This window comes from Synechococcus sp. JA-3-3Ab, from assembly GCF_000013205.1.
GTDB lineage: Bacteria > Cyanobacteriota > Cyanobacteriia > Thermostichales > Thermostichaceae > Thermostichus.
In genome coordinates this window covers 1,936,801-1,952,990 of the sequence record NC_007775.1, presented here as the reverse complement: position 1 = coordinate 1,952,990, position 16,190 = coordinate 1,936,801, and the positions used below count along the sequence as shown (strand labels likewise).

Below are 16,190 nucleotides of genomic sequence, written 5' to 3'. Positions count from 1 at the left end.
GCGCTGTGGCCCCTCTGGGAGGGAGATCTGCCCAGACCCTTGCCATCTTTTGAAGGCGATGGAAAGAACTCTAGAAGAAATTAACCGGCGCATTGCCAAAGGCCAGGTGCGGGTGTGGACGGCCCTGGAAGCCAAGGCCAAGCTGGCCACCCTCAGCCTTGAGGAGGCCTTTGAGCAGGTGGATGTGGTAACCACGGGCACCTTTGAGCCGATGGAGTCGTCGGGGGCCATCCTCAACCTGGGCCATACGGATCCGCCGATCAAGATTCGCCAGGCTTGGCTAAATGGGGTGCCCGCCTATGCCGGCTTTGGCGCCGTGGATCTTTACCTAGGGGCAGCCCAGCCCAGCGAGCAAGCCGATCACCCCTACGGGGGCGGCCACGTTATCGCCGATCTGGTGGCCGGCAAGCGGGTGCACCTGCGGGCTGTTGGCCAGGTAACCGACTGCTATCCCCGCGCTGACTACGAGACCACCCTGACGCGGGATCAGCTCAACCAGTTCTACCTGTTCAACCCCCGCAACGCCTACCAAAACTTCATTGTCGGCGTCAACGGCGGGGATCGGCCCCTGTACACCTATTTGGGCCTGCTGGAGCCGCACCTGGGCAATGCCGTCTATTCCAATCCAGGTGAGCTCTCCCCCCTCCTCAACGACCCCCTCCTGCGCCGGGTGGGGATCGGCAGCCGCATCTTTCTGGGGGGCGGCATCGGCTACATCGCCTGGGAAGGCACCCAACACTTCCCGCGGCAAAAACGGCTGCCCAACCAAACCCCCATCGGCCCTGCCGCCACCTTGGCCCTCATTGGCGACGCCAAACAGATGCAAGCCGAATGGGTGCGGGGCTGCTACTTCCGCAACTACGGCCCCAGCTTGATGTTGGGGGTTGGGATCCCCATCCCCATCCTTTCCCCCGCCGATCTGGAGCCCATCGCCATCCGGGATGAGGAGCTGGTGGCGCCGGTGATCGACTTTTCCATCCCCCGGCGGGTGCGCCCCACCTTTGGCCTGGTGAGCTATGCCCAGCTCAAATCCGGCCACATCACCCTCAACGGCCGCAAGGTGCGCACCGCTCCCCTGGCCAGCCTGCGCCGCTCGATGCAAGTTGCTGAGATCCTCAAACAATGGATTGTAAGCGGTCAGTTTACGCTCACCCAGCCGGTTGCTCCCCTATCCTTGGATCGGGAGTTTCTCGCCCAGAACCCCCACCCATAGTAGGAATCCCCATCTCCCAAACCGGCCATCGGATCCCTGGCAAGGGGTTGTCTTCCAGGCAGTTGCCGCTACCATTACGCCTTAGGTGTTGCCGACAAACGCTCCCTGGGGGAGGGGAGCCGCTATCCGCAAGGGGGAAAGACATGTTCCGGCGTATTGCTGTTGGCTCTGCGGTGTTGGGATGGCTCTTGGCCCTGCCCGGCCACGGCTTTGGGGAGCGGCGGGTTGTGCCCGATACCCCCTTCTACTTCGACAACCACTACTTTGATCGCTACCCGGATGCAGTGGTGGTGAGCGTGGTCAACGGTGACACGCTGGTGGTGCAGGTCGAAGGGGAACAGAAATTGCGCCTCATCCGCCTGGCCGGGATCCAAGGTCTTAGCCCGGAGGAGGATCCCTTTTACCAGCAAGCAATTGAGCTGATGCGGGAGCGCATCCTGCACCGCACCGTCAAGCTGGAAGGGGATAAGCTGCTGCGCAATGTGGATGCCACCGGCTTGGTGGAGGCCTACGTCTGGCTGGAGGGCCAGCAGATGAACGCTATGCTGGTGCGCAACGGCCTGGCCCGCATCGCTCCCTACAGCCACAACATCAAATACGACAGCTACTTCGGTGGCCTGCAAAAAAGAGCCCGCCAAGAGCGCCTCGGCATCTGGAGCCGCCTCTGACGCCTTGGATAGCTCTAGACTGGGTTTACTGGGCACTCTGAGAGACGTCTGCCTGCTTTGAGGGTTAAATCCACTCCGGCTTCCCGGGATCCCAATCGCTGGCTGAGGCGGCTGCCTTTGGTGACCGGCCTTCTGGGCAGCGTCCTTGTGCTGGCCAATCGCCTGCTGTTTACGCCGGAGTTGCTGGCCAGCCAGTCCCGCTCCGACGCCTTGGGGATCCTCCTCAGCGCTGTTTTGATCTTGACCGGCCTGCTGTGGCAGCAGATCCAGCCGCGTCCTCCCCAGGCTGCCCCCCTGCAGGGAAGTCCAGGTTGCGACTGGCACCCGGATCTGTCCGAGAGGGAAAAACTGGAGCTGGCCTGGGCTTCCCACACCCTGCTCAGCACCACCGCCGCCCGCACCGTGGTGATCTGGGTGGAGGGGCGCACCCTGCTGCAGCGGGGGATCCTGGCCAGCCCCGGCCACTTGCCCTCCCTGCAGCTTCAGGGCACCCTGCAGCAGGTATTGGAGACACGTCAGCCCCTCTACCTGGGGGATCTGAGATTTTTCCCCGCCCGCGCCGAGTTCGACGGCCTGTTGCCCCCCGGATCCCAGGCAGTTCTCTGCCAGCCCATCGGCCAGAGGGGATGCCTCATTTTGGGCAGCGACAGGCCGCGCAGCTTCAGCCGCCAGGAGCGGGCCTGGGTTGCCGCCATCGCCGACAAACTGGAAGCCCTATTTGCCTAGCTGATACATTTACGCTGAACACTGCTGAGCATTACTGCTCAGCGGTGAAGCGATAGCATTCTGTCCGTTTCCGTTGTCACTACGCGATGCTGACGCGACCGCGCTACTCGGACGGAGTCCAAACAGAAAGGCGGTATCCCGCAAAGCCCTGAGCATAACACCCAGAGCGCCTTGCCAATCTCGTGGTAGCCTATGGTTGCACTTTGGGCATCTAAACACCTTTGCGCCACCCAACTTGGTGTGGATGTGCCCGCACTTGGTACAGGTTTTGCTGGTGTACGCTTCCGATACTTCCACGACAACCACGTTTTTCTTCTTGGCTTGAAACTTCAGGAGCTGCTTGAACCGATAGTGCGCCCAGGTGAGCATCGCCCTTGCTGTCTTGCTACCAAACTTCCTCCCTGCCTTGGCAACCATCTTGGCTGACTCGAAAGTGGGGAGGAATATCAATCGGTAGTTATCCGTTAGGAACGCCGCTACCTTGCGATGGCACTCGTCCACCAAGTTCCTGATTCTCTCCCGCAGACGAAACGCCGCTTGCCGCATTCGCCTACGCTTGGGTCTCGGTGCTTTACTCAGCCTAGATTGCAGATCGTCTAGGTGGTAGCACAGCCGAACGATCCTGCCAAAGTCTCCCTTGGCGATATCTACAAAGCCCGCCCCATCAAACCCTGTAAGGAAACTTCTTACTCCAGGATCAAGTGCGATCACCCCCTTTGCTAACGAACACTGCTCGTTCACGGGCTCAGGAAAGATGGCATACCATCTGTCTTTCACCCGCATTAGCTCAGTTCCACGTGCCCATTCTCTGGGCATCTCCTCGGATGCACGGAACGCCAAACCTCGGGTGAGTTTCGGATACCACGTCCCATTGCGAAAGTTGCCGGCGTTGAATTGCAGCGTATGCGACCTGTCCCGCACACTGCGAAACCTCGCGTCTTTGCTTCGGCGGAACGCCAACCACGCCTCGACGACCGCGTTCTGCTTGATGTGGCAGGGGGCGTCCTTCACCCACCCGGGCAGGTCGGAGCGCAGGATGATGTCCCGCAGCTTTCTGGCCGTTTTTGGGGCACCATGCTGACGCTGATAGGCAATCGCTTGGTTGTAGCAGTACCGGCACGCCGCTTGCCACTGCTTCCAGACTTTAGCCAGCGCTGGCTCCGGATAAATCCGTATCTTTCTCGATTGCAGCCCGGTATTTTCTGAGTCCGTAGAGCCGACTGCTGAAGCAGTGCAGGATGGTGAGGATATCCTCAACCAGTTCCTGCTGGGGAGAAAGGTGATCGTCATCGAGAACCAAGATTTCGCACCCGTATTGACGGCAGTACCACTCAACGAACTCAAATCCAAACCGGCAGAGTCGATCCCTGTGAGCGACCACAATTGTTCCGACATCTCCCGCACGAACTCGTTCCAATAAGGCAAGGAACTTTGGTCTTTTGAAGTCGAGACCGCCGCCAACCTCTCCGACCACTTCGGCTCCAGGATAGAGGTTAACCAGTCTTGCAATCTGTCTCTCCAAGTCTGGTTTCTGCCCTCGACTGCTGACTCGGGCGTACAAAACGACTCGTTTGTCCTTCTTGGGCGCTCTGTTCGCGTCAGCGGGCCGGAGGCCAATGTAGCTGTCGAGGTCATACCTTCTCGCTCTACCAGATGGTGTACGTACTGCATGGATCCAGCCCTTCTGTTCCCATCGCCTCAAAGTGTGGAGACACACCCCAAAATAATCCGCCGCTTCTCTCGGTTTTACATATCTAGCCATACCAAGCAGCCATACTGAACATATTGTACATTATTTTCAGTATAGTCCAGCGTATCATTGACTAGAGTCATGCTCTCCCAGGGGGAGAGGGGCTGGGGGTGAGAGCTAAGCGGCGCTCTCCAGGCTCACCTGAAACACCTCGCTAAAGGCCTTCTCGACCTTGTAGCCGGAGTCGATGGTTTCCAGCGGATCCTTGCGCAGGCGGTGGCGCAAACACAAGCTGATGACCCGGCGAATATCGGCAACGGTGACCTCGCTGCGCCCCTCCAGAGCTGCCAACGCCTTGGCTGCCCGGTTGGTGACGATATCGCCCCGCAGCCCATCCACCTCCAGCGCCGCACACACGCCGGAGATCTTCAGGCGCAACTCAGGATCCACCATCACAGTCGGCAAGAGGTGCTGGGCCTTTTCAATGCGCTCCCGCAGGCGCTGCTGGGCCTCGGCGTATTTGGCCAGAAAAGCCTGGGGGTCGGCGTCGAACTGGCTGCGCTCCTCCACGATCTGCACTCGCAGGGCCGGATCCCGCACCGTCTCGATGCGGACAAACATGCCGAAGCGATCCAAGAGTTGGGGCCGCAATTCTCCCTCTTCAGGGTTGCCGGATCCCACCAGGACAAAGCGGGCCGGGTGGCGAATGGAAATCCCTTCCCGCTCCACCGTGTTCCAGCCAGAGGCCGCCGCATCCAGCAAGACATCCACCAGGTGGTCGTCCAGGAGGTTGACCTCGTCCACGTAGAGGATGCCGCGGTTGGCCTTGGCCAAGAGCCCCGGCTCAAAAGCCTTCACCCCCTGAGACAAGGCGCGCTCGATGTCGAGAGTGCCGCAGACCCGGTCTTCCGTGGCTCCCAGGGGCAGATCCACCATCGGCACCTGGATCCAGGTGGTTTCCAGGGTTTCCCCCGCCTGCAGGCGCTCCCACACCTGGTCGCTCATCAGATCCCGCTGCCGCGGGTGGCTGTTGAACGGATCCCCCTTGACAACCTCGATCTGGGGCAGCAGATCGGCCAAGGCGCGGATGGTGGTGGACTTGCCCGTGCCGCGATCCCCCATGATTAGCACCCCGCCGATGCGGGGATCGATGACGTTGAGGAGCAGGGCCAACTTCATCTCCTCCTGGCCGACAATGGCGGTAAACGGGAAAACCGGGCGACGTTCCAAGTTCATAGAGGCAACAACGAGCATCTACCCCCATTATCCCAGAGGCCACTCCCCCTGGGCCGTCGAGATGGGCAGGAAAGAGATGGAAAGGCCGCACCAGGAACCTCAAGGCCGCTTTTCGGTCAAATAAAAAGCAGGCTCTGGGATCCCTGGCCTTTTGCCGGGAAAAACAGATAGCATCAGAGCCTATACCCGGAGTGGGTTGAAGCTGGGTAAAGGCGAGAGCTACACCAAAGTAGGGAGGATCCCAAAAGCGCCAGCAACCCTGTTGAAGACCAGTTATCGGGTGGGGAGATAGCAGCGGTGTCAGGTCAAGCAAGTCGGAGACGGTGGACAGCATTCTCCATGCCCAACTTGGCCCAAAAAGGGCTGGTGGGCCTGATCTGGGCCTGTACTTGGATCCCTGTCTTGGGCATTTCCCTTGCCGTAGCCCAAACCCCGGCCACCTCTCTGGTTTTGACCGATGAACAGGTCGCCAAGTACGCCCGCATCGTCCTGGAGATGGAGCCCCACCGACAACAGGCCCAGCAGCGCTCCCAGGCCACCGCGGATCCGGCCAGCAAAGATCAAATCCGGCGGGAGTTCATTCGCACCGCCACCGAGATCATCACCCGCCACGGCATGACCGTGCCCGAATACAACCGCATTACCTTGTGGATTCGCTCCGAAGAAGGCAAAACCCTCCGACATCGCATCGAAGCCGAAATCCTGCGCCTGCAAAGCGGGGATCCCAGCGTGAGCCCTAGCCCCAAACCCTAACCCCCCTTGGATCCCCTGCAGCGCTTTGGCCTGGATGTGACGGAGGACGGAAGATAGCGGTAGGCTGGAAGCGGAGGTCAGTGCTCGTCCGTAGAGAGCGGGGGGAGAGCGATGAACGAGCCTATGTCGCCGTCAGTACGGGTGGCTGTCGAGCGCATGAAGTCTCGCTTGCGCCTGACGCGCCGCTTCGGGTTCTGGTTTCAGGCGGTTCTGGGGGCAACAGCTCTGCTGCTCTGGCTGGGATTTTTGGTTGGCCAGAATACCCTCTATCGCGACGACTCGACGGGGGCCTTTATCGCCTTCTGGTTTACCCTGTTTACCCTTCTAACCCTGGCAGCCGGTCTCTTCTTTAACTGGCGCTACCTGATCCAGGCGGAGCGCCGCTCAGTATCCGCCGCTACCCCAAGCCAGTTGGATCTGCCCAAGCAGTTGCAATGGGTTACCTATGTCAGCCTGACCGGCGCTTTCTTGGCCCTCATCGCTATGGAGGCGCAGGTGGGAGAGCTGCTGGTGCGGCTGTTTACCCGCACGCTGAGCACCCAGACGGCAGGAGTGCTGCTGCTGGCTGCCAATATCAACGTTACCTTTGCCCACTTCGTCTGCTTGGCAGGGGTGCTCTGGATTACCGGCGCCCTCGACCGCGAGCCCTGAACCCCAGCCAGCCAGTCTCAGCTTTGCAAGGCAGAGAATCAGGCCTGCGGCGCAGCGGCCTGCCCCAAACCTGCCCCAACTAAAACTATCCCCCCGCCAGAACAAGAGGGGTAAGCAAAAGCAGTCCCAAAGTCCGTAGTTGCCAATCGCAGATTCCGAGGGCTTCACTTAAAGCCCACCGCCGCCTGCCAAACAAAAGCCAGCAGGAAAAACAAAACGGGGATAATCGGCAAAATGTCGATCAGGGGATCGAACAACTCATAGCCTTCTGGCAAAGCCGCCAGGAGCATCATCGCAGGCATGACAACAAACCTCGACAAGAAGGAAGTGGAGCTGGAGAAACTGCTCTTTTTCAGGATTGATAGAGAGTTTAACATTGCCGGGCGGAGATTCCCGCTAAGGTCAAGAAATGTAAACGGAAAATGCCTCAGAGAACCCCCATATTGGAGAGGCCCAAGATCACCCCCACGCCCAGCAGATGGCCGAAGCTGGCGACCCCCAGCACTTCCGGCCAGGTCATCCCCAACACAGGCCCGGTTTCTGAAGCCACACCCGAAGAGGACTTGAAGCTTAGGTAGGCCAGCCCTGTGCAGAGCAGGATAATCACCGCGCTCAGGGGAGACCAAGGGCTGGTTTGGGCAGTCATAGCCAACGGCGCAACAATGGGCAGCATGGTTTTCCTCCTCAGCTCAGGTTAACCGCCCCCTAGATTACCCCCATTCCGCAACTCCCAAAGGGATCCCCACATGAATTGCAACAGAGGCCGCAACAAAACCTCACACTGTGGCTTCTTCTGGCCTCATGGCCGATCTACCCCTCGCCGGGAACGGTCGAGACGGGCTGGAGTTGGCAAGAAAAATCCGGCCTGGGCCAACGAGGGGAGCAGCTCTCTGCCGTATACTAACGAAAGTTAACAAATTGTTCTCTTCCCCCGCTTTTGAGGTGATGACCTGGCTTTGTTGCCTTAATCCATCCTCACCGTCTGCGCTGTGCACACCCAAGGATGGCTGCCGATGACTGCTGCTGCGACTCCGCAACCGGATCCCAAGCCTTTTGCGTTACCCCGTGAGCTGTTGGGGCCGCCGCCAGAATTTTGGAATCCCACCCTGCTGATGTTTTTGGCGGCGGTGGCGCTTTCGGCCTCTTGCTTTGGCGGGTACGCCTTCTGGCATTGGCCCCGCTGGCTGGTGTTTTGGCTGAATTTTGTCGCCCTGTATGTTCTGGGCACAGTGATCCACGATGCCTCGCACGGCTCGGCCCACCGCAACCGCTTTTTAAACGAGGCGCTGGGCCATGGCTCTGCCCTGTTACAGGGCTTTGTCTATCCGGTCTTTAAGCGGGTGCACATGCAACACCATGCCCACGTCAACCATCCCGAAGACGATCCCGATCACTATGTGTCTACGGGCGGGCCGCTGTGGCTAATTGCGCCGCGCTTTTTCTACCATGAGGTGTTTTTCTTCAAGCGGCAGCTCTGGCGCAAAGGTCGCTGGGATCTGCTGCAATGGGGGCTGAGTCGGCTGGTGGTGATCCTAACGTTTGCGCTGGCCATTCACTTTGGCTACACCGACTACATCATGAACTATTGGCTGCCCCCCGCCTTTATTATGGGCTTCTTGTTGGGCCTGTTTTTCGACTATCTGCCCCATCGCCCTTTTCAATCCCAAGAGCGGTGGTACAACGCCAGGGTTTACCCTGGCTGGCTGACCAATATTCTGCTGCTGGGGCAAAACTATCACTTGATCCACCATCTCTGGCCCTCGGTTCCCTGGTACAAGTATCAGGCGGCCTACTGGGCGGCCAAACCTGAGCTGGACGCGCGTAACTGCCAGCAAACGCTGGGGATCTGGGAGAGAGGGGAGTTTTGGAGCTTTTTGTACGACGCGCTGATTGGCCTGCACTGGCACAAGCCCAACGGGCCAACCCGTTCCGCTGCGCCAGCCGATCCAGAATCTGCGGGATCCGCTGCGGATCTGAGGCTTAGTTAACATGGTCTTGCCGACGCTGCGGATCCCTCAGTTGCTGCTGTTTGTGGAGGCGGCCAGCTTGCTGCAGGACACCAGCCAGGTTCTCTTACAGGCCGGTCAGGCGACGGCGGATTTGCCAGAGGTGATTGCGGAAGCGCAAGCGCGGGCGGAAGCCCAATTGCAAACCCTTGGGATCCCGGCAGAGTTGCGGGCGCAGGCCCGAGGGATCCTGAGGCTGACTTCGCCGCCGCAGGTGCTGGCCTACCTGCAGGATTTGTTGGACAGGGGATCCGGCCCCGATTTGGAAGCCTTTTTGGAGCAGGCGGGATCCGGCTCTACCCTGTTGCGCTTTCCGCCCCTGTTGGTGGGGGCTGTGGCTTTGCAGGTGTTGCTGGAGCGGCTGGATTTTTCTCCGCAAGAGAAAGCTGTGTTGCAAGCCCAACGGGATCAATGGGAACAGGCCCTGGCAGAATTGGCCGCTCGCCACAAGGTTTCCCCAGAGCCGCTGCGGGCTGCTGCGGAGACAGCGCTGCGGGCTGCCTCAGCAGAAGAGCTGCTGCAACTGGGGCAGGATCTCTTTCAAGATCTCCAGGATCTCGCCGGGGCCGATTCTGAGCCAGAAGCCGAGCCTCAGGTGGAATTGGCGGGGCCTCTGCTGTTCATGATGGTGGCCGATCACCTGTTGGCCCAAACAGAGTATCCGCTTACCCCGGAGCAGCGGCTGGACTTGCAAACCAATCGCGCCGCGGCAGAAACCCGCTACTTGGCCATGCAAAAGTTGGGCTGCATTGAAAACTTGGCGGAGCAGCGGGCTTACATTCGCTCCTGGATTAACCAAACTTCTGTACCGGATTTGCTGCGGGCCTTGGATCGCTTTTTTGCGGCGTCTGAACCCAACGCGTGAGGCCTGCAGATCACCAGAGGTTCCGTATCCTCTATGCTGGAGGCAAAGGGATCCCACTTGAGGTGTGAAAGTGGACTGGGGCAGCCTGTTCTGGATTTTTCTGATCTTCAGCTCTTTGCAACCTCTGCTGAACCGTCGTGTCCAAGAGTTCCGGCGCTTGATGGCCATTCGGGAGTTGGAGCAAAAGCGGGGCAGCCGGGTGATTCTGCTCATTCACCGCCAGGAGTCGATTAGTTTTTTGGGGATCCCGGTTTCCCGCTACATCAGCATCGAGGACTCCGAGCAGGTGTTGAGGGCAATTCGCCTCACTCCACCCAATACCCCGATTGATTTGATTTTGCATACCCCCGGTGGCCTGGTGCTGGCTACGGAGCAAATTGCCCGCGCCCTGATCCGCCATCCGGCCAAAGTGACAGTGTTTGTGCCCCACTACGCCATGTCGGGGGGGACGATGCTGGCCTTGGCCGCCGATGAAATTGTCATGGATGCCAATGCAGTCCTGGGGCCGGTGGATCCGCAGTTGGGGGGGTATGCTGCCGCCAGTATTCTGCAGGTGGTGGCGGAAAAGCCCATTGCCGAGATCGACGACCAAACCCTGATCCTGGCGGATCTGGCCCGCAAAGCAATGCAACAGGTGCAGAACTTCGTGCGGGATCTCTTGAAGGACGATGTGCCCAAGCGCAAAATTGCCCCTGAACGGATCGAGCCCCTCATCCAGTACCTAACCAGCGGACAAGTTACCCACGACTACCCCATCACCGCCGAAGAAGCCCAAAGGTTGGGCCTGCCCATTTCTACTGAGTTGCCACCCCAAATCTATGCCCTGATGGACTTGTACCCCCAGGCCAGCATGGGCCGTCCTTCCGTGCAGTACATTCCCACCCCCTACGATTCCCGCCCCTCTCCACCCGGCGGCGGGTCTCGCTAGGGCGAACTCTGGGCGTAGGTGTCTATGGCTTCTCGACGCAACCCTTCCGCCCGCCGAAACAGCTCTTGTCCGGTGTGCAGATGGCGGTCGTCGAAGTTCAGGGGGAAATACTGCAGCTCCTCTAGAGCGTCCTCTAGGTGGTTGAGGGCGTAGTAGAGGCGAGAAGCCACTCCCCCCAAGCTGCTGGGATTGGGAAGGCGCCGAAAGATCTGCTGAGCTTGGGCCAGTTTCTGGCTACACTCTTCCAAATAGGTGGCGAAGGACTCCAACAGGTCGGGATCAAAAGGATCTGCCGCTAAGGCATTTAACTGCGGCTTGAGAGAAGACAGTAAAGGCCCCAAAACTCGGTTCAGAGGAGTGTAGACCTGCCGAATCCAGGCTTCGCGGGCAATAGCCTCCTGGCTGACCGTCTCCGAGGGGGAGCCCGTCGGCTGAGGGTGGCGCGAGGCCCAGCTAGCGCGCAGTTGTCGGTCGTACTCGCGGCGGGCTTGCGGATCCTTGAGCACCGCGTAGGCGGCGTTGATCTGGCGAATGCGTTCAGCAGCAGCCCCGTCTTTTTTGGCCAGCAGGCTGTCGGGATGGTGGTACTTGACCAAACGGCGATAGGCAGACTTGATCTCCGCTGCCGTCGCCAGCACCGAAACCCCCAACACTTCGTAGTGGGAAACTGCTTCAGACCCGCTCCCCATCATTTCGTTCTCAGGACAAACGCTCATATTGTACCTGGAGCCTACAATAAGGGTGAGTTTTCCGGTGCTGCCCCATGCCGTCCTCCCCCCATCCCCTCAGCGCCCTCTTGGGGGCTGCCTTTGCTGCCAGTTTGGGCTATGGGTTCCTACAATTGCTGCTCTCGATGCTGGCCAAGTTGCCGCCCATCGACCTGGAAAGCGGATCCCTGGCGCGGGGGATCAGCATTCTGGTGCGCTACCTGCTGGTGGGATCCGTTTCCCTGATCGCCTTCATGTTTTTCATGGTGGGCTTGGGGCTGGCGGCCTACTCGGTGCAGTTGCTGGGGGAAAGGCTGACCTCCTCCCGACGCTAGCTCTAGAAGAGCTGTGAGCCTGCTGGCCAACAGATCGCGCCGGAGGCTACCCTCCAGCCTCTCGCTCAGGTTGGACACTAGTTTGACCAAAACCTTGGCGGCGCAGGCCCCGCGCCCTCTTTCATCCCTCCGTATACGGGGGGGAAAGAAGGAGGCGTGCGGTGGCAATCTCACCGGTACGTCTGCGTAGCTCGCGATGAGCAAGAAAGAATTCCCGCCCCTTGGGGCTGGGGAGAACGTCAATCATTTGACAGGTGCGGTTGCAGGCGCTGGCTGACCAAGGTGCGCCCCTCTTGGGTGTAGAGCTGCCAGTAGTTCCAGTAGTTGCCAAAGACAGACTTGACATAGCCACGGGTTTCGGCGAAGGGGATCTGCTCCACAAATTCATCGGGATCCTCAAAGCCGAAGCGGCTCAGCCACCTGGCCACGTTGCCGGGGCCGCCGTTGTAGCTGGCCAGGGCCAGGAGGGTGTTGTCTTGGTAGGTGCGGTGGGTGTAGTCGAAGTACCAGGATCCCAGGTGAAGATTGTCGGCGGGGTTGGTGAGGCTGTACTGGGCTAGGCCGATTTTTTGGGCAATCCAGCGGCCGGTGGCAGGCATCACCTGCATCAGGCCCAGCGCTCCCGAGGCCGAGACGATCTCTGGCTCAAAGCGGGATTCCTGGCGGATCAGGGCCGCCACCATCAAGGGATTGAGGTTAAATTGCCGCGACCAGCGGGCCAGGCCGGGCTGGGCGTAGGGATCCCTTTCCCAGGTGTTTTCTGGGCTGGCGTAGTAGTGCAGCGGGTAGATGGCCTGCCAGAAATCCTGGCGCTGTCTCAGGGTCGGCAGCAGCGGGTCGGGCTCGGCGCTAAAGCGCAGGGCAGCCACCTGGTTGATGCCCCGCAGGTGCTCGCCGGCGTTGTTGCGCAAAATGCCGCTGGCAAAGCGCTCGGCCACGCTCATCTGGCCGGGATCCCGTTGCAGCAGAGCCATTTCCCCCTGCCAGCGCTCCCAGGCCAGTTGGCCAGCGCCAATGAGATGCAGGGTCTGGGTAGCCTCGGAAACGGCGGGCAAAGGTTGGCGAACGGGCTGAAAATCCACCTCAACCCTTTGGCGGCCGCTGGAGAAATCTCCTACTGGCCAGCCCAGTTGCGCCGCCGCCCGCCAGGCGTAGTAGGTGTGGGGAAACTGCCGCAGCACCTGCTGATAGGTTTGCCGCGCCGCAGCCACCTCCCCCAGCCGTTCCCGCCATTTGCCGGCCCAGTAGAGCAGTTGCGCCCCCATTTCCGTATCCCGCTGGGCCAAGCCAATCTGCTGGGCTAGAGCAATGGCTTGGCTGAGATTGCCCGTTTGCGCCTGGCGCCAAGCCACCGTCCAGGCGGCGGTGGCCGCGGCTTCGCTGACTGGGAAGCGCTCCCAAAGGGTCTGCCGCACCGCCTGGGCCGATTGCGGGCTGCCGTTGCGGTCATACAGTTGGCTGAGGCTGAGCAACGCTTCTGGAGCTTCTCTATCCGAGCCGGATCCCACCTGGCGAAGCAGCTCGATTGCCGTCGGCAGGTCGCTCAGCTCGGCCAGGCGGCGCCGGGTGAGGGAGGCTTCGGCGGCGTCGGGAAATTGAGCCAGCAGCGCTTGGTAAGCGGCTCTCGCCTGGGGCAACTCCCGCGAGATCTGGTGGCTGCGCCCCTGGCGGTAGAGATTGCGAGAGGTGGTGGGGGCACGCCCGTAGGCGCGGGCGGCTTTGCCGTACTCCCGCTGCTCCCAATAGGCATCGGCCAGGATCTGCCAATCGGAGGCCGTGAGGGATCCCTCTTGGGCTTGCCGCCAGCGATCCAGCAGCGGCGTTAACCCAGGGGTTTGCGGGTGGTGCAAGGCCAGATCCCGCAGCAGGTCATACCGGTCAGGATCCAGCTCCAGCAGGTGCTTGAGGGCGCGGGCCGTCAGGGGGTGGGTGGGAAATTGCCGCCGCAACTGATCCACCTGGCCCATTCCCCAGAGGGCGTAGGCGGCCACCGGGCTGTGGGGATACTCGTGCAAGATCTTGGGCCACCAGATCTGGCGGGCTGTTTCTCGATCCCCCAGCTTTTCATAAGCCTGAGCCCTGAGCTTCCAGATCTCGTCGGTGAGAACTGGCAGCTTTTCTTCCAAGCCCTGCAGGTGCTCCAGGGCCGCTTGCGCTTGGCCGGCCTGCAGGGCTTTGTAGGCGCGCAAAAAGGCGGCGCCAGAAGTCGAGCTCAGGGGTGCTGGAGGCGCCGCCGCCATCTCGACAGGTTCTGCCCAGGAGGAGGCGTAAAAGCCCCACAGGACGCCGCCCAGTACTCCGCCTGCTGCTAAGGTCGCGGCAAGCCATCGCCTCCAGAGTTGCCGGTGGCTTGTTCTGCTCTGCATGCCTCCCTTCCCCAGCGTCCTTGACTAGGATACCCAATGGGGAGGCGCTGAGCCAGGACAAGTAACCTCAACGAGGAGGAGGCCAGTTGGCAATGGGAACCGGCTCGATAAGCTCCGCCAAGGGAAACCCTAGGATCTGGGCGTAGAAATAAAGCTCTGCCTCCAGGGCCCGTTTGAGGTTGGCTGCCTGGCGAAAGCCGTGCTGCTCACCGGCAAAAGGGACATAGGCCACCGGGATCCCCTTGGCCTGCAGGGCAGCCACCATCCTCTCTGCTTGGTTGGGAGGGACGATGGCGTCCTCCAGGCCTTGAAAGAAGATAACGGGGCAGTTGAGACCCTCCAGGTGGTGGATGGGAGAGCGCTCCCGGTAGAGATCCCGCCGCTCCGGGTAGGGGCCAATTAAGCTGTCCAAGTAGTGGGACTCAAACTTGTGGGTCTCCTGGGCTAGGGCCTCTAGATCGCTCACCCCGTAGTAGCTGGCGCCGGCCTTGAAGACGGTGTGAAACGTCAGGGCCGCCAGGGTGGTGTAGCCGCCGGCGCTGCCGCCGCGAATGAGCAGCCGCTCCCCGTCCACCTTGCCCTGGGCTGCCAAGAATTGGGCCCCAGCGATGCAATCTTCCACATCTACCAGGCCCCACCGGCCTTTGAGAGCATCCCGATAGGCCCGTCCGTAGCCGCTGCTGCCCCGGTAGTTCACATCCAAAACGGCAATCCCCCGACTGGTCCAGTATTGGATCCCCAGGTTGAGCACGGCTGCCGTCGCCCCGGTGGGCCCGCCGTGGCTTTTCACCAGCAGGGGTGGCTTTTCGCCAGCAGGGGCAACAAAGTCTCGGTTTTTGGGGGGATAGAAGAAGGCGTAGGCCACTTCCTTGCCGCCACCGGTGGGAAAAACAATGGGCTCTGGGATCGACAGATAGTCGGGATCCACCGCCACGCTGCTGGAACGGGCCACCACCTCCACTTGGCTGGAGGGTAAGTATAGGCAGACCAAGGCAGTGGCTTCCGTCGGGGATCCGGCCAGGAAAGCGGCTTTTTCCCCACTCACCTGCAAACCGCTGATCTGGGTGTAGGGCAAGGGGATCCCTGCCAACTGTCCTGAATGGGGATCCAGATAAGCCAGATGAGACAGCCCGTCTTGTTCATAACAGGCCAGAATGCGCCCATCCCCAGCAAAGCCGTAGGTGCTCAGGCCGAACACCCACTGGGGTTCTCCAAACTCTGCTTCCATAGGACAGAGGGGAATGGGGCCCTGGGGATCCCAGCGATAGAGGTTCCACCAGCCGCTGCGATCCGAAACAAAGTAGAGATCCCCTTGCGGTGACCACTGGGGCTGGAAGATCGACTCGGCAGGGCCACCGGCTAGCTTTTGGGGCTCTCCTAGAGTGCCATCTGCTGCCACCTCTGCTCGCCACAGTTCCGTCCCATCCCAGGGCATCTGGGGGTGATCCCAGGTCAGCCATACCAAGTTCTGGCCGTCTGGACTGAGGCGCGGGCTGGCGTAGAAGTCGTGCCCAGAAGCCAAAATCTGCTGGGATCCACTTGCTAAGTCAATCGAGACAAGGCTGTTTTCCGGCTCTCCCTGGCGGCTGTGATCCTCCCGCACACAGAGGATGCGTCCACGCGCCCGATCCACCACCCCATCTGCATAGCGATAGGGGCCTGCTTCCGTCAGGGGCTGGGGATCCGAACCCGGCAGCAGGCGGTAGAGCCGTTGATCGGCAAAGTTGCAGAAATACACCACCCCCTCAGAGACCCAGTAGGCCCCGCCGCCGTACTCGTGCACGCGGGTGCGCACGTTAAAAGGGGCCGGCGTCAGCTCCTGCACCGCCCCACCGGCAGCTTGCCGCCTCAGCACGTTGCGCCCCTTTTCCTGGGGGCGACCCTCCGTCCAGTAGAGATCCCCCTTGTCCCAAGCCGGTTGCCCTAGCCGTAGGGATCCCGTCACCACCAGGTCAGCGGTAATCGGGGATCGCCAAGATCCATAGCCAGCCTGTTGCACCATAAGCTGTTAACTCTCAACTAATTCTCGACCCCAGAACCCCTATT

17 protein-coding genes are annotated in these 16,190 nt (G+C 60.7%); 9 read left to right on the top strand and 8 right to left on the bottom strand.

The genetic code is table 11. The annotated features are described in order from the left end of the window. Positions 1-58: 58 nt before the first annotated feature. The 3 genes from CYA_RS09145 to CYA_RS09135 all read left to right on the top strand — a co-directional run bounded on the left by CYA_RS09145 (position 59) and on the right by CYA_RS09135 (position 2,607). Complete coding sequence (locus tag CYA_RS09145; RefSeq protein WP_011430761.1) at positions 59-1,213, top strand: homocysteine biosynthesis protein; 1,155 nt, start codon at positions 59-61, stop codon at positions 1,211-1,213. A 143-nt stretch (positions 1,214-1,356) separates the two neighbouring features. After that, the gene (locus CYA_RS09140) at positions 1,357-1,881 is read left to right on the top strand and encodes a thermonuclease family protein (protein ID WP_011430760.1); all 525 of its coding nucleotides are present in this window, start codon (positions 1,357-1,359) and stop codon (positions 1,879-1,881) included. Between the two features lie 57 nt (positions 1,882-1,938). Beyond that, complete coding sequence (locus CYA_RS09135) at positions 1,939-2,607, top strand: cofactor assembly of complex C subunit B (RefSeq protein ID WP_011430759.1); 669 nt, start codon at positions 1,939-1,941, stop codon at positions 2,605-2,607. 9 nt (positions 2,608-2,616) lie between these two features. On the opposite strand, the gene CYA_RS09130 is transcribed toward CYA_RS09135, so the two are convergent. The 3 genes from CYA_RS09130 to bchI form a co-directional block, all read right to left on the bottom strand. Next, positions 2,617-3,864 (bottom strand): RNA-guided endonuclease InsQ/TnpB family protein, encoded by a 1,248-nt coding sequence (locus CYA_RS09130; protein ID WP_148203198.1) that lies wholly within the window; start codon positions 3,862-3,864, stop codon positions 2,617-2,619. Further along, the gene (locus tag CYA_RS14170; protein WP_011430757.1) at positions 3,752-4,369 is read right to left on the bottom strand and encodes an IS607-like element ISSoc2 family transposase; all 618 of its coding nucleotides are present in this window, start codon (positions 4,367-4,369) and stop codon (positions 3,752-3,754) included. The genes CYA_RS09130 and CYA_RS14170 overlap by 113 nt, the downstream gene beginning before the upstream one ends. Positions 4,370-4,474: 105 nt before the next feature. Further along, positions 4,475-5,533 carry a magnesium chelatase ATPase subunit I gene (bchI, locus tag CYA_RS09125; RefSeq protein ID WP_011430756.1) on the bottom strand — a complete coding sequence of 353 codons (1,059 nt, stop codon included), beginning with the start codon at positions 5,531-5,533 and terminating at the stop codon, positions 4,475-4,477. Between the two features lie 339 nt (positions 5,534-5,872). Here bchI and CYA_RS09120 point away from each other — a divergent pair, with 339 nt between their 5' ends. Both CYA_RS09120 and CYA_RS09115 read left to right on the top strand, forming a co-directional pair. After that, the gene (locus CYA_RS09120; RefSeq protein ID WP_011430755.1) at positions 5,873-6,286 is read left to right on the top strand and encodes a DUF4168 domain-containing protein; all 414 of its coding nucleotides are present in this window, start codon (positions 5,873-5,875) and stop codon (positions 6,284-6,286) included. 111 nt (positions 6,287-6,397) lie between these two features. Next, the gene (locus CYA_RS09115; RefSeq protein ID WP_011430754.1) at positions 6,398-6,937 is read left to right on the top strand and encodes a DUF3611 family protein; all 540 of its coding nucleotides are present in this window, start codon (positions 6,398-6,400) and stop codon (positions 6,935-6,937) included. A 164-nt stretch (positions 6,938-7,101) separates the two neighbouring features. On the opposite strand, the gene CYA_RS09110 is transcribed toward CYA_RS09115, so the two are convergent. After that, positions 7,102-7,239, bottom strand: coding sequence for a photosystem II reaction center protein K (locus tag CYA_RS09110; protein ID WP_011430753.1), 138 nt, complete (start codon positions 7,237-7,239; stop codon positions 7,102-7,104). A 125-nt stretch (positions 7,240-7,364) separates the two neighbouring features. After that, positions 7,365-7,610 (bottom strand): photosystem I reaction center subunit PsaK, encoded by a 246-nt coding sequence (gene psaK / locus CYA_RS09105; protein ID WP_011430752.1) that lies wholly within the window; start codon positions 7,608-7,610, stop codon positions 7,365-7,367. 340 nt (positions 7,611-7,950) lie between these two features. Between psaK and CYA_RS09100 the strand changes: the two genes are divergently transcribed. The 3 genes from CYA_RS09100 to CYA_RS09090 all read left to right on the top strand — a co-directional run bounded on the left by CYA_RS09100 (position 7,951) and on the right by CYA_RS09090 (position 10,736). After that, positions 7,951-8,925 carry a fatty acid desaturase gene (locus tag CYA_RS09100; RefSeq protein WP_011430751.1) on the top strand — a complete coding sequence of 325 codons (975 nt, stop codon included), beginning with the start codon at positions 7,951-7,953 and terminating at the stop codon, positions 8,923-8,925. Between the two features lies 1 nt (position 8,926). Beyond that, the gene (locus tag CYA_RS09095) at positions 8,927-9,808 is read left to right on the top strand and encodes a hypothetical protein (protein WP_049749767.1); all 882 of its coding nucleotides are present in this window, start codon (positions 8,927-8,929) and stop codon (positions 9,806-9,808) included. A 64-nt stretch (positions 9,809-9,872) separates the two neighbouring features. After that, a complete protein-coding gene (locus CYA_RS09090; RefSeq protein WP_228375261.1) occupies positions 9,873-10,736 on the top strand; it encodes an SDH family Clp fold serine proteinase in 864 nt (287 codons plus the stop codon). Here CYA_RS09090 and CYA_RS09085 read toward each other — a convergent pair. After that, positions 10,733-11,452: a J domain-containing protein gene (locus CYA_RS09085; protein WP_228375259.1), complete on the bottom strand. Its 720-nt coding sequence runs from the start codon at positions 11,450-11,452 to the stop codon at positions 10,733-10,735. The genes CYA_RS09090 and CYA_RS09085 overlap by 4 nt on opposite strands. A gap of 47 nt (positions 11,453-11,499) precedes the next feature. On the opposite strand from CYA_RS09085, the gene CYA_RS09080 reads away from it, so the two are divergent. Next, entirely contained in the window at positions 11,500-11,778 is a 279-nt protein-coding gene (locus tag CYA_RS09080) for a DUF3082 domain-containing protein (protein ID WP_011430747.1), read from the top strand. A gap of 239 nt (positions 11,779-12,017) precedes the next feature. Here CYA_RS09080 and CYA_RS09075 read toward each other — a convergent pair whose 3' ends face one another. Together CYA_RS09075 and CYA_RS09070 are read right to left on the bottom strand one after the other, a co-directional pair. Further along, on the bottom strand, positions 12,018-14,144 hold the full coding sequence (locus CYA_RS09075) for a lytic transglycosylase domain-containing protein (RefSeq protein ID WP_011430746.1): 2,127 nt from the start codon (positions 14,142-14,144) through the stop codon (positions 12,018-12,020). Between the two features lie 67 nt (positions 14,145-14,211). Continuing rightward, positions 14,212-16,146 (bottom strand): S9 family peptidase, encoded by a 1,935-nt coding sequence (locus CYA_RS09070; protein ID WP_011430745.1) that lies wholly within the window; start codon positions 16,144-16,146, stop codon positions 14,212-14,214. Between the last annotated feature and the right edge of the window lie 44 nt (positions 16,147-16,190).

Excerpts from the sequence above, each read along its gene's own strand:
- CYA_RS09145 (WP_011430761.1), top strand. The coding sequence starts at position 59 with ATGGAAAGAACTCTAGAAGAAATTAACCGGCGCATTGCCAAAGGCCAG.
- CYA_RS09140 (WP_011430760.1), top strand. The coding sequence starts at position 1,357 with ATGTTCCGGCGTATTGCTGTTGGCTCTGCGGTGTTGGGATGGCTCTTG.
- CYA_RS14170 (WP_011430757.1), bottom strand. The coding sequence starts at position 4,369 with ATGGCTAGATATGTAAAACCGAGAGAAGCGGCGGATTATTTTGGGGTG.
- bchI (WP_011430756.1), bottom strand. The coding sequence starts at position 5,533 with ATGAACTTGGAACGTCGCCCGGTTTTCCCGTTTACCGCCATTGTCGGC.
- CYA_RS09120 (WP_011430755.1), top strand. The coding sequence starts at position 5,873 with ATGCCCAACTTGGCCCAAAAAGGGCTGGTGGGCCTGATCTGGGCCTGT.
- CYA_RS09115 (WP_011430754.1), top strand. The coding sequence starts at position 6,398 with ATGAACGAGCCTATGTCGCCGTCAGTACGGGTGGCTGTCGAGCGCATG.
- CYA_RS09110 (WP_011430753.1), bottom strand. The coding sequence starts at position 7,239 with ATGCCTGCGATGATGCTCCTGGCGGCTTTGCCAGAAGGCTATGAGTTG.
- psaK (WP_011430752.1), bottom strand. The coding sequence starts at position 7,610 with ATGCTGCCCATTGTTGCGCCGTTGGCTATGACTGCCCAAACCAGCCCT.
- CYA_RS09100 (WP_011430751.1), top strand. The coding sequence starts at position 7,951 with ATGACTGCTGCTGCGACTCCGCAACCGGATCCCAAGCCTTTTGCGTTA.
- CYA_RS09095 (WP_049749767.1), top strand. The coding sequence starts at position 8,927 with ATGGTCTTGCCGACGCTGCGGATCCCTCAGTTGCTGCTGTTTGTGGAG.
- CYA_RS09085 (WP_228375259.1), bottom strand. The coding sequence starts at position 11,452 with ATGAGCGTTTGTCCTGAGAACGAAATGATGGGGAGCGGGTCTGAAGCA.
- CYA_RS09080 (WP_011430747.1), top strand. The coding sequence starts at position 11,500 with ATGCCGTCCTCCCCCCATCCCCTCAGCGCCCTCTTGGGGGCTGCCTTT.
- CYA_RS09075 (WP_011430746.1), bottom strand. The coding sequence starts at position 14,144 with ATGCAGAGCAGAACAAGCCACCGGCAACTCTGGAGGCGATGGCTTGCC.
- CYA_RS09070 (WP_011430745.1), bottom strand. The coding sequence starts at position 16,146 with ATGGTGCAACAGGCTGGCTATGGATCTTGGCGATCCCCGATTACCGCT.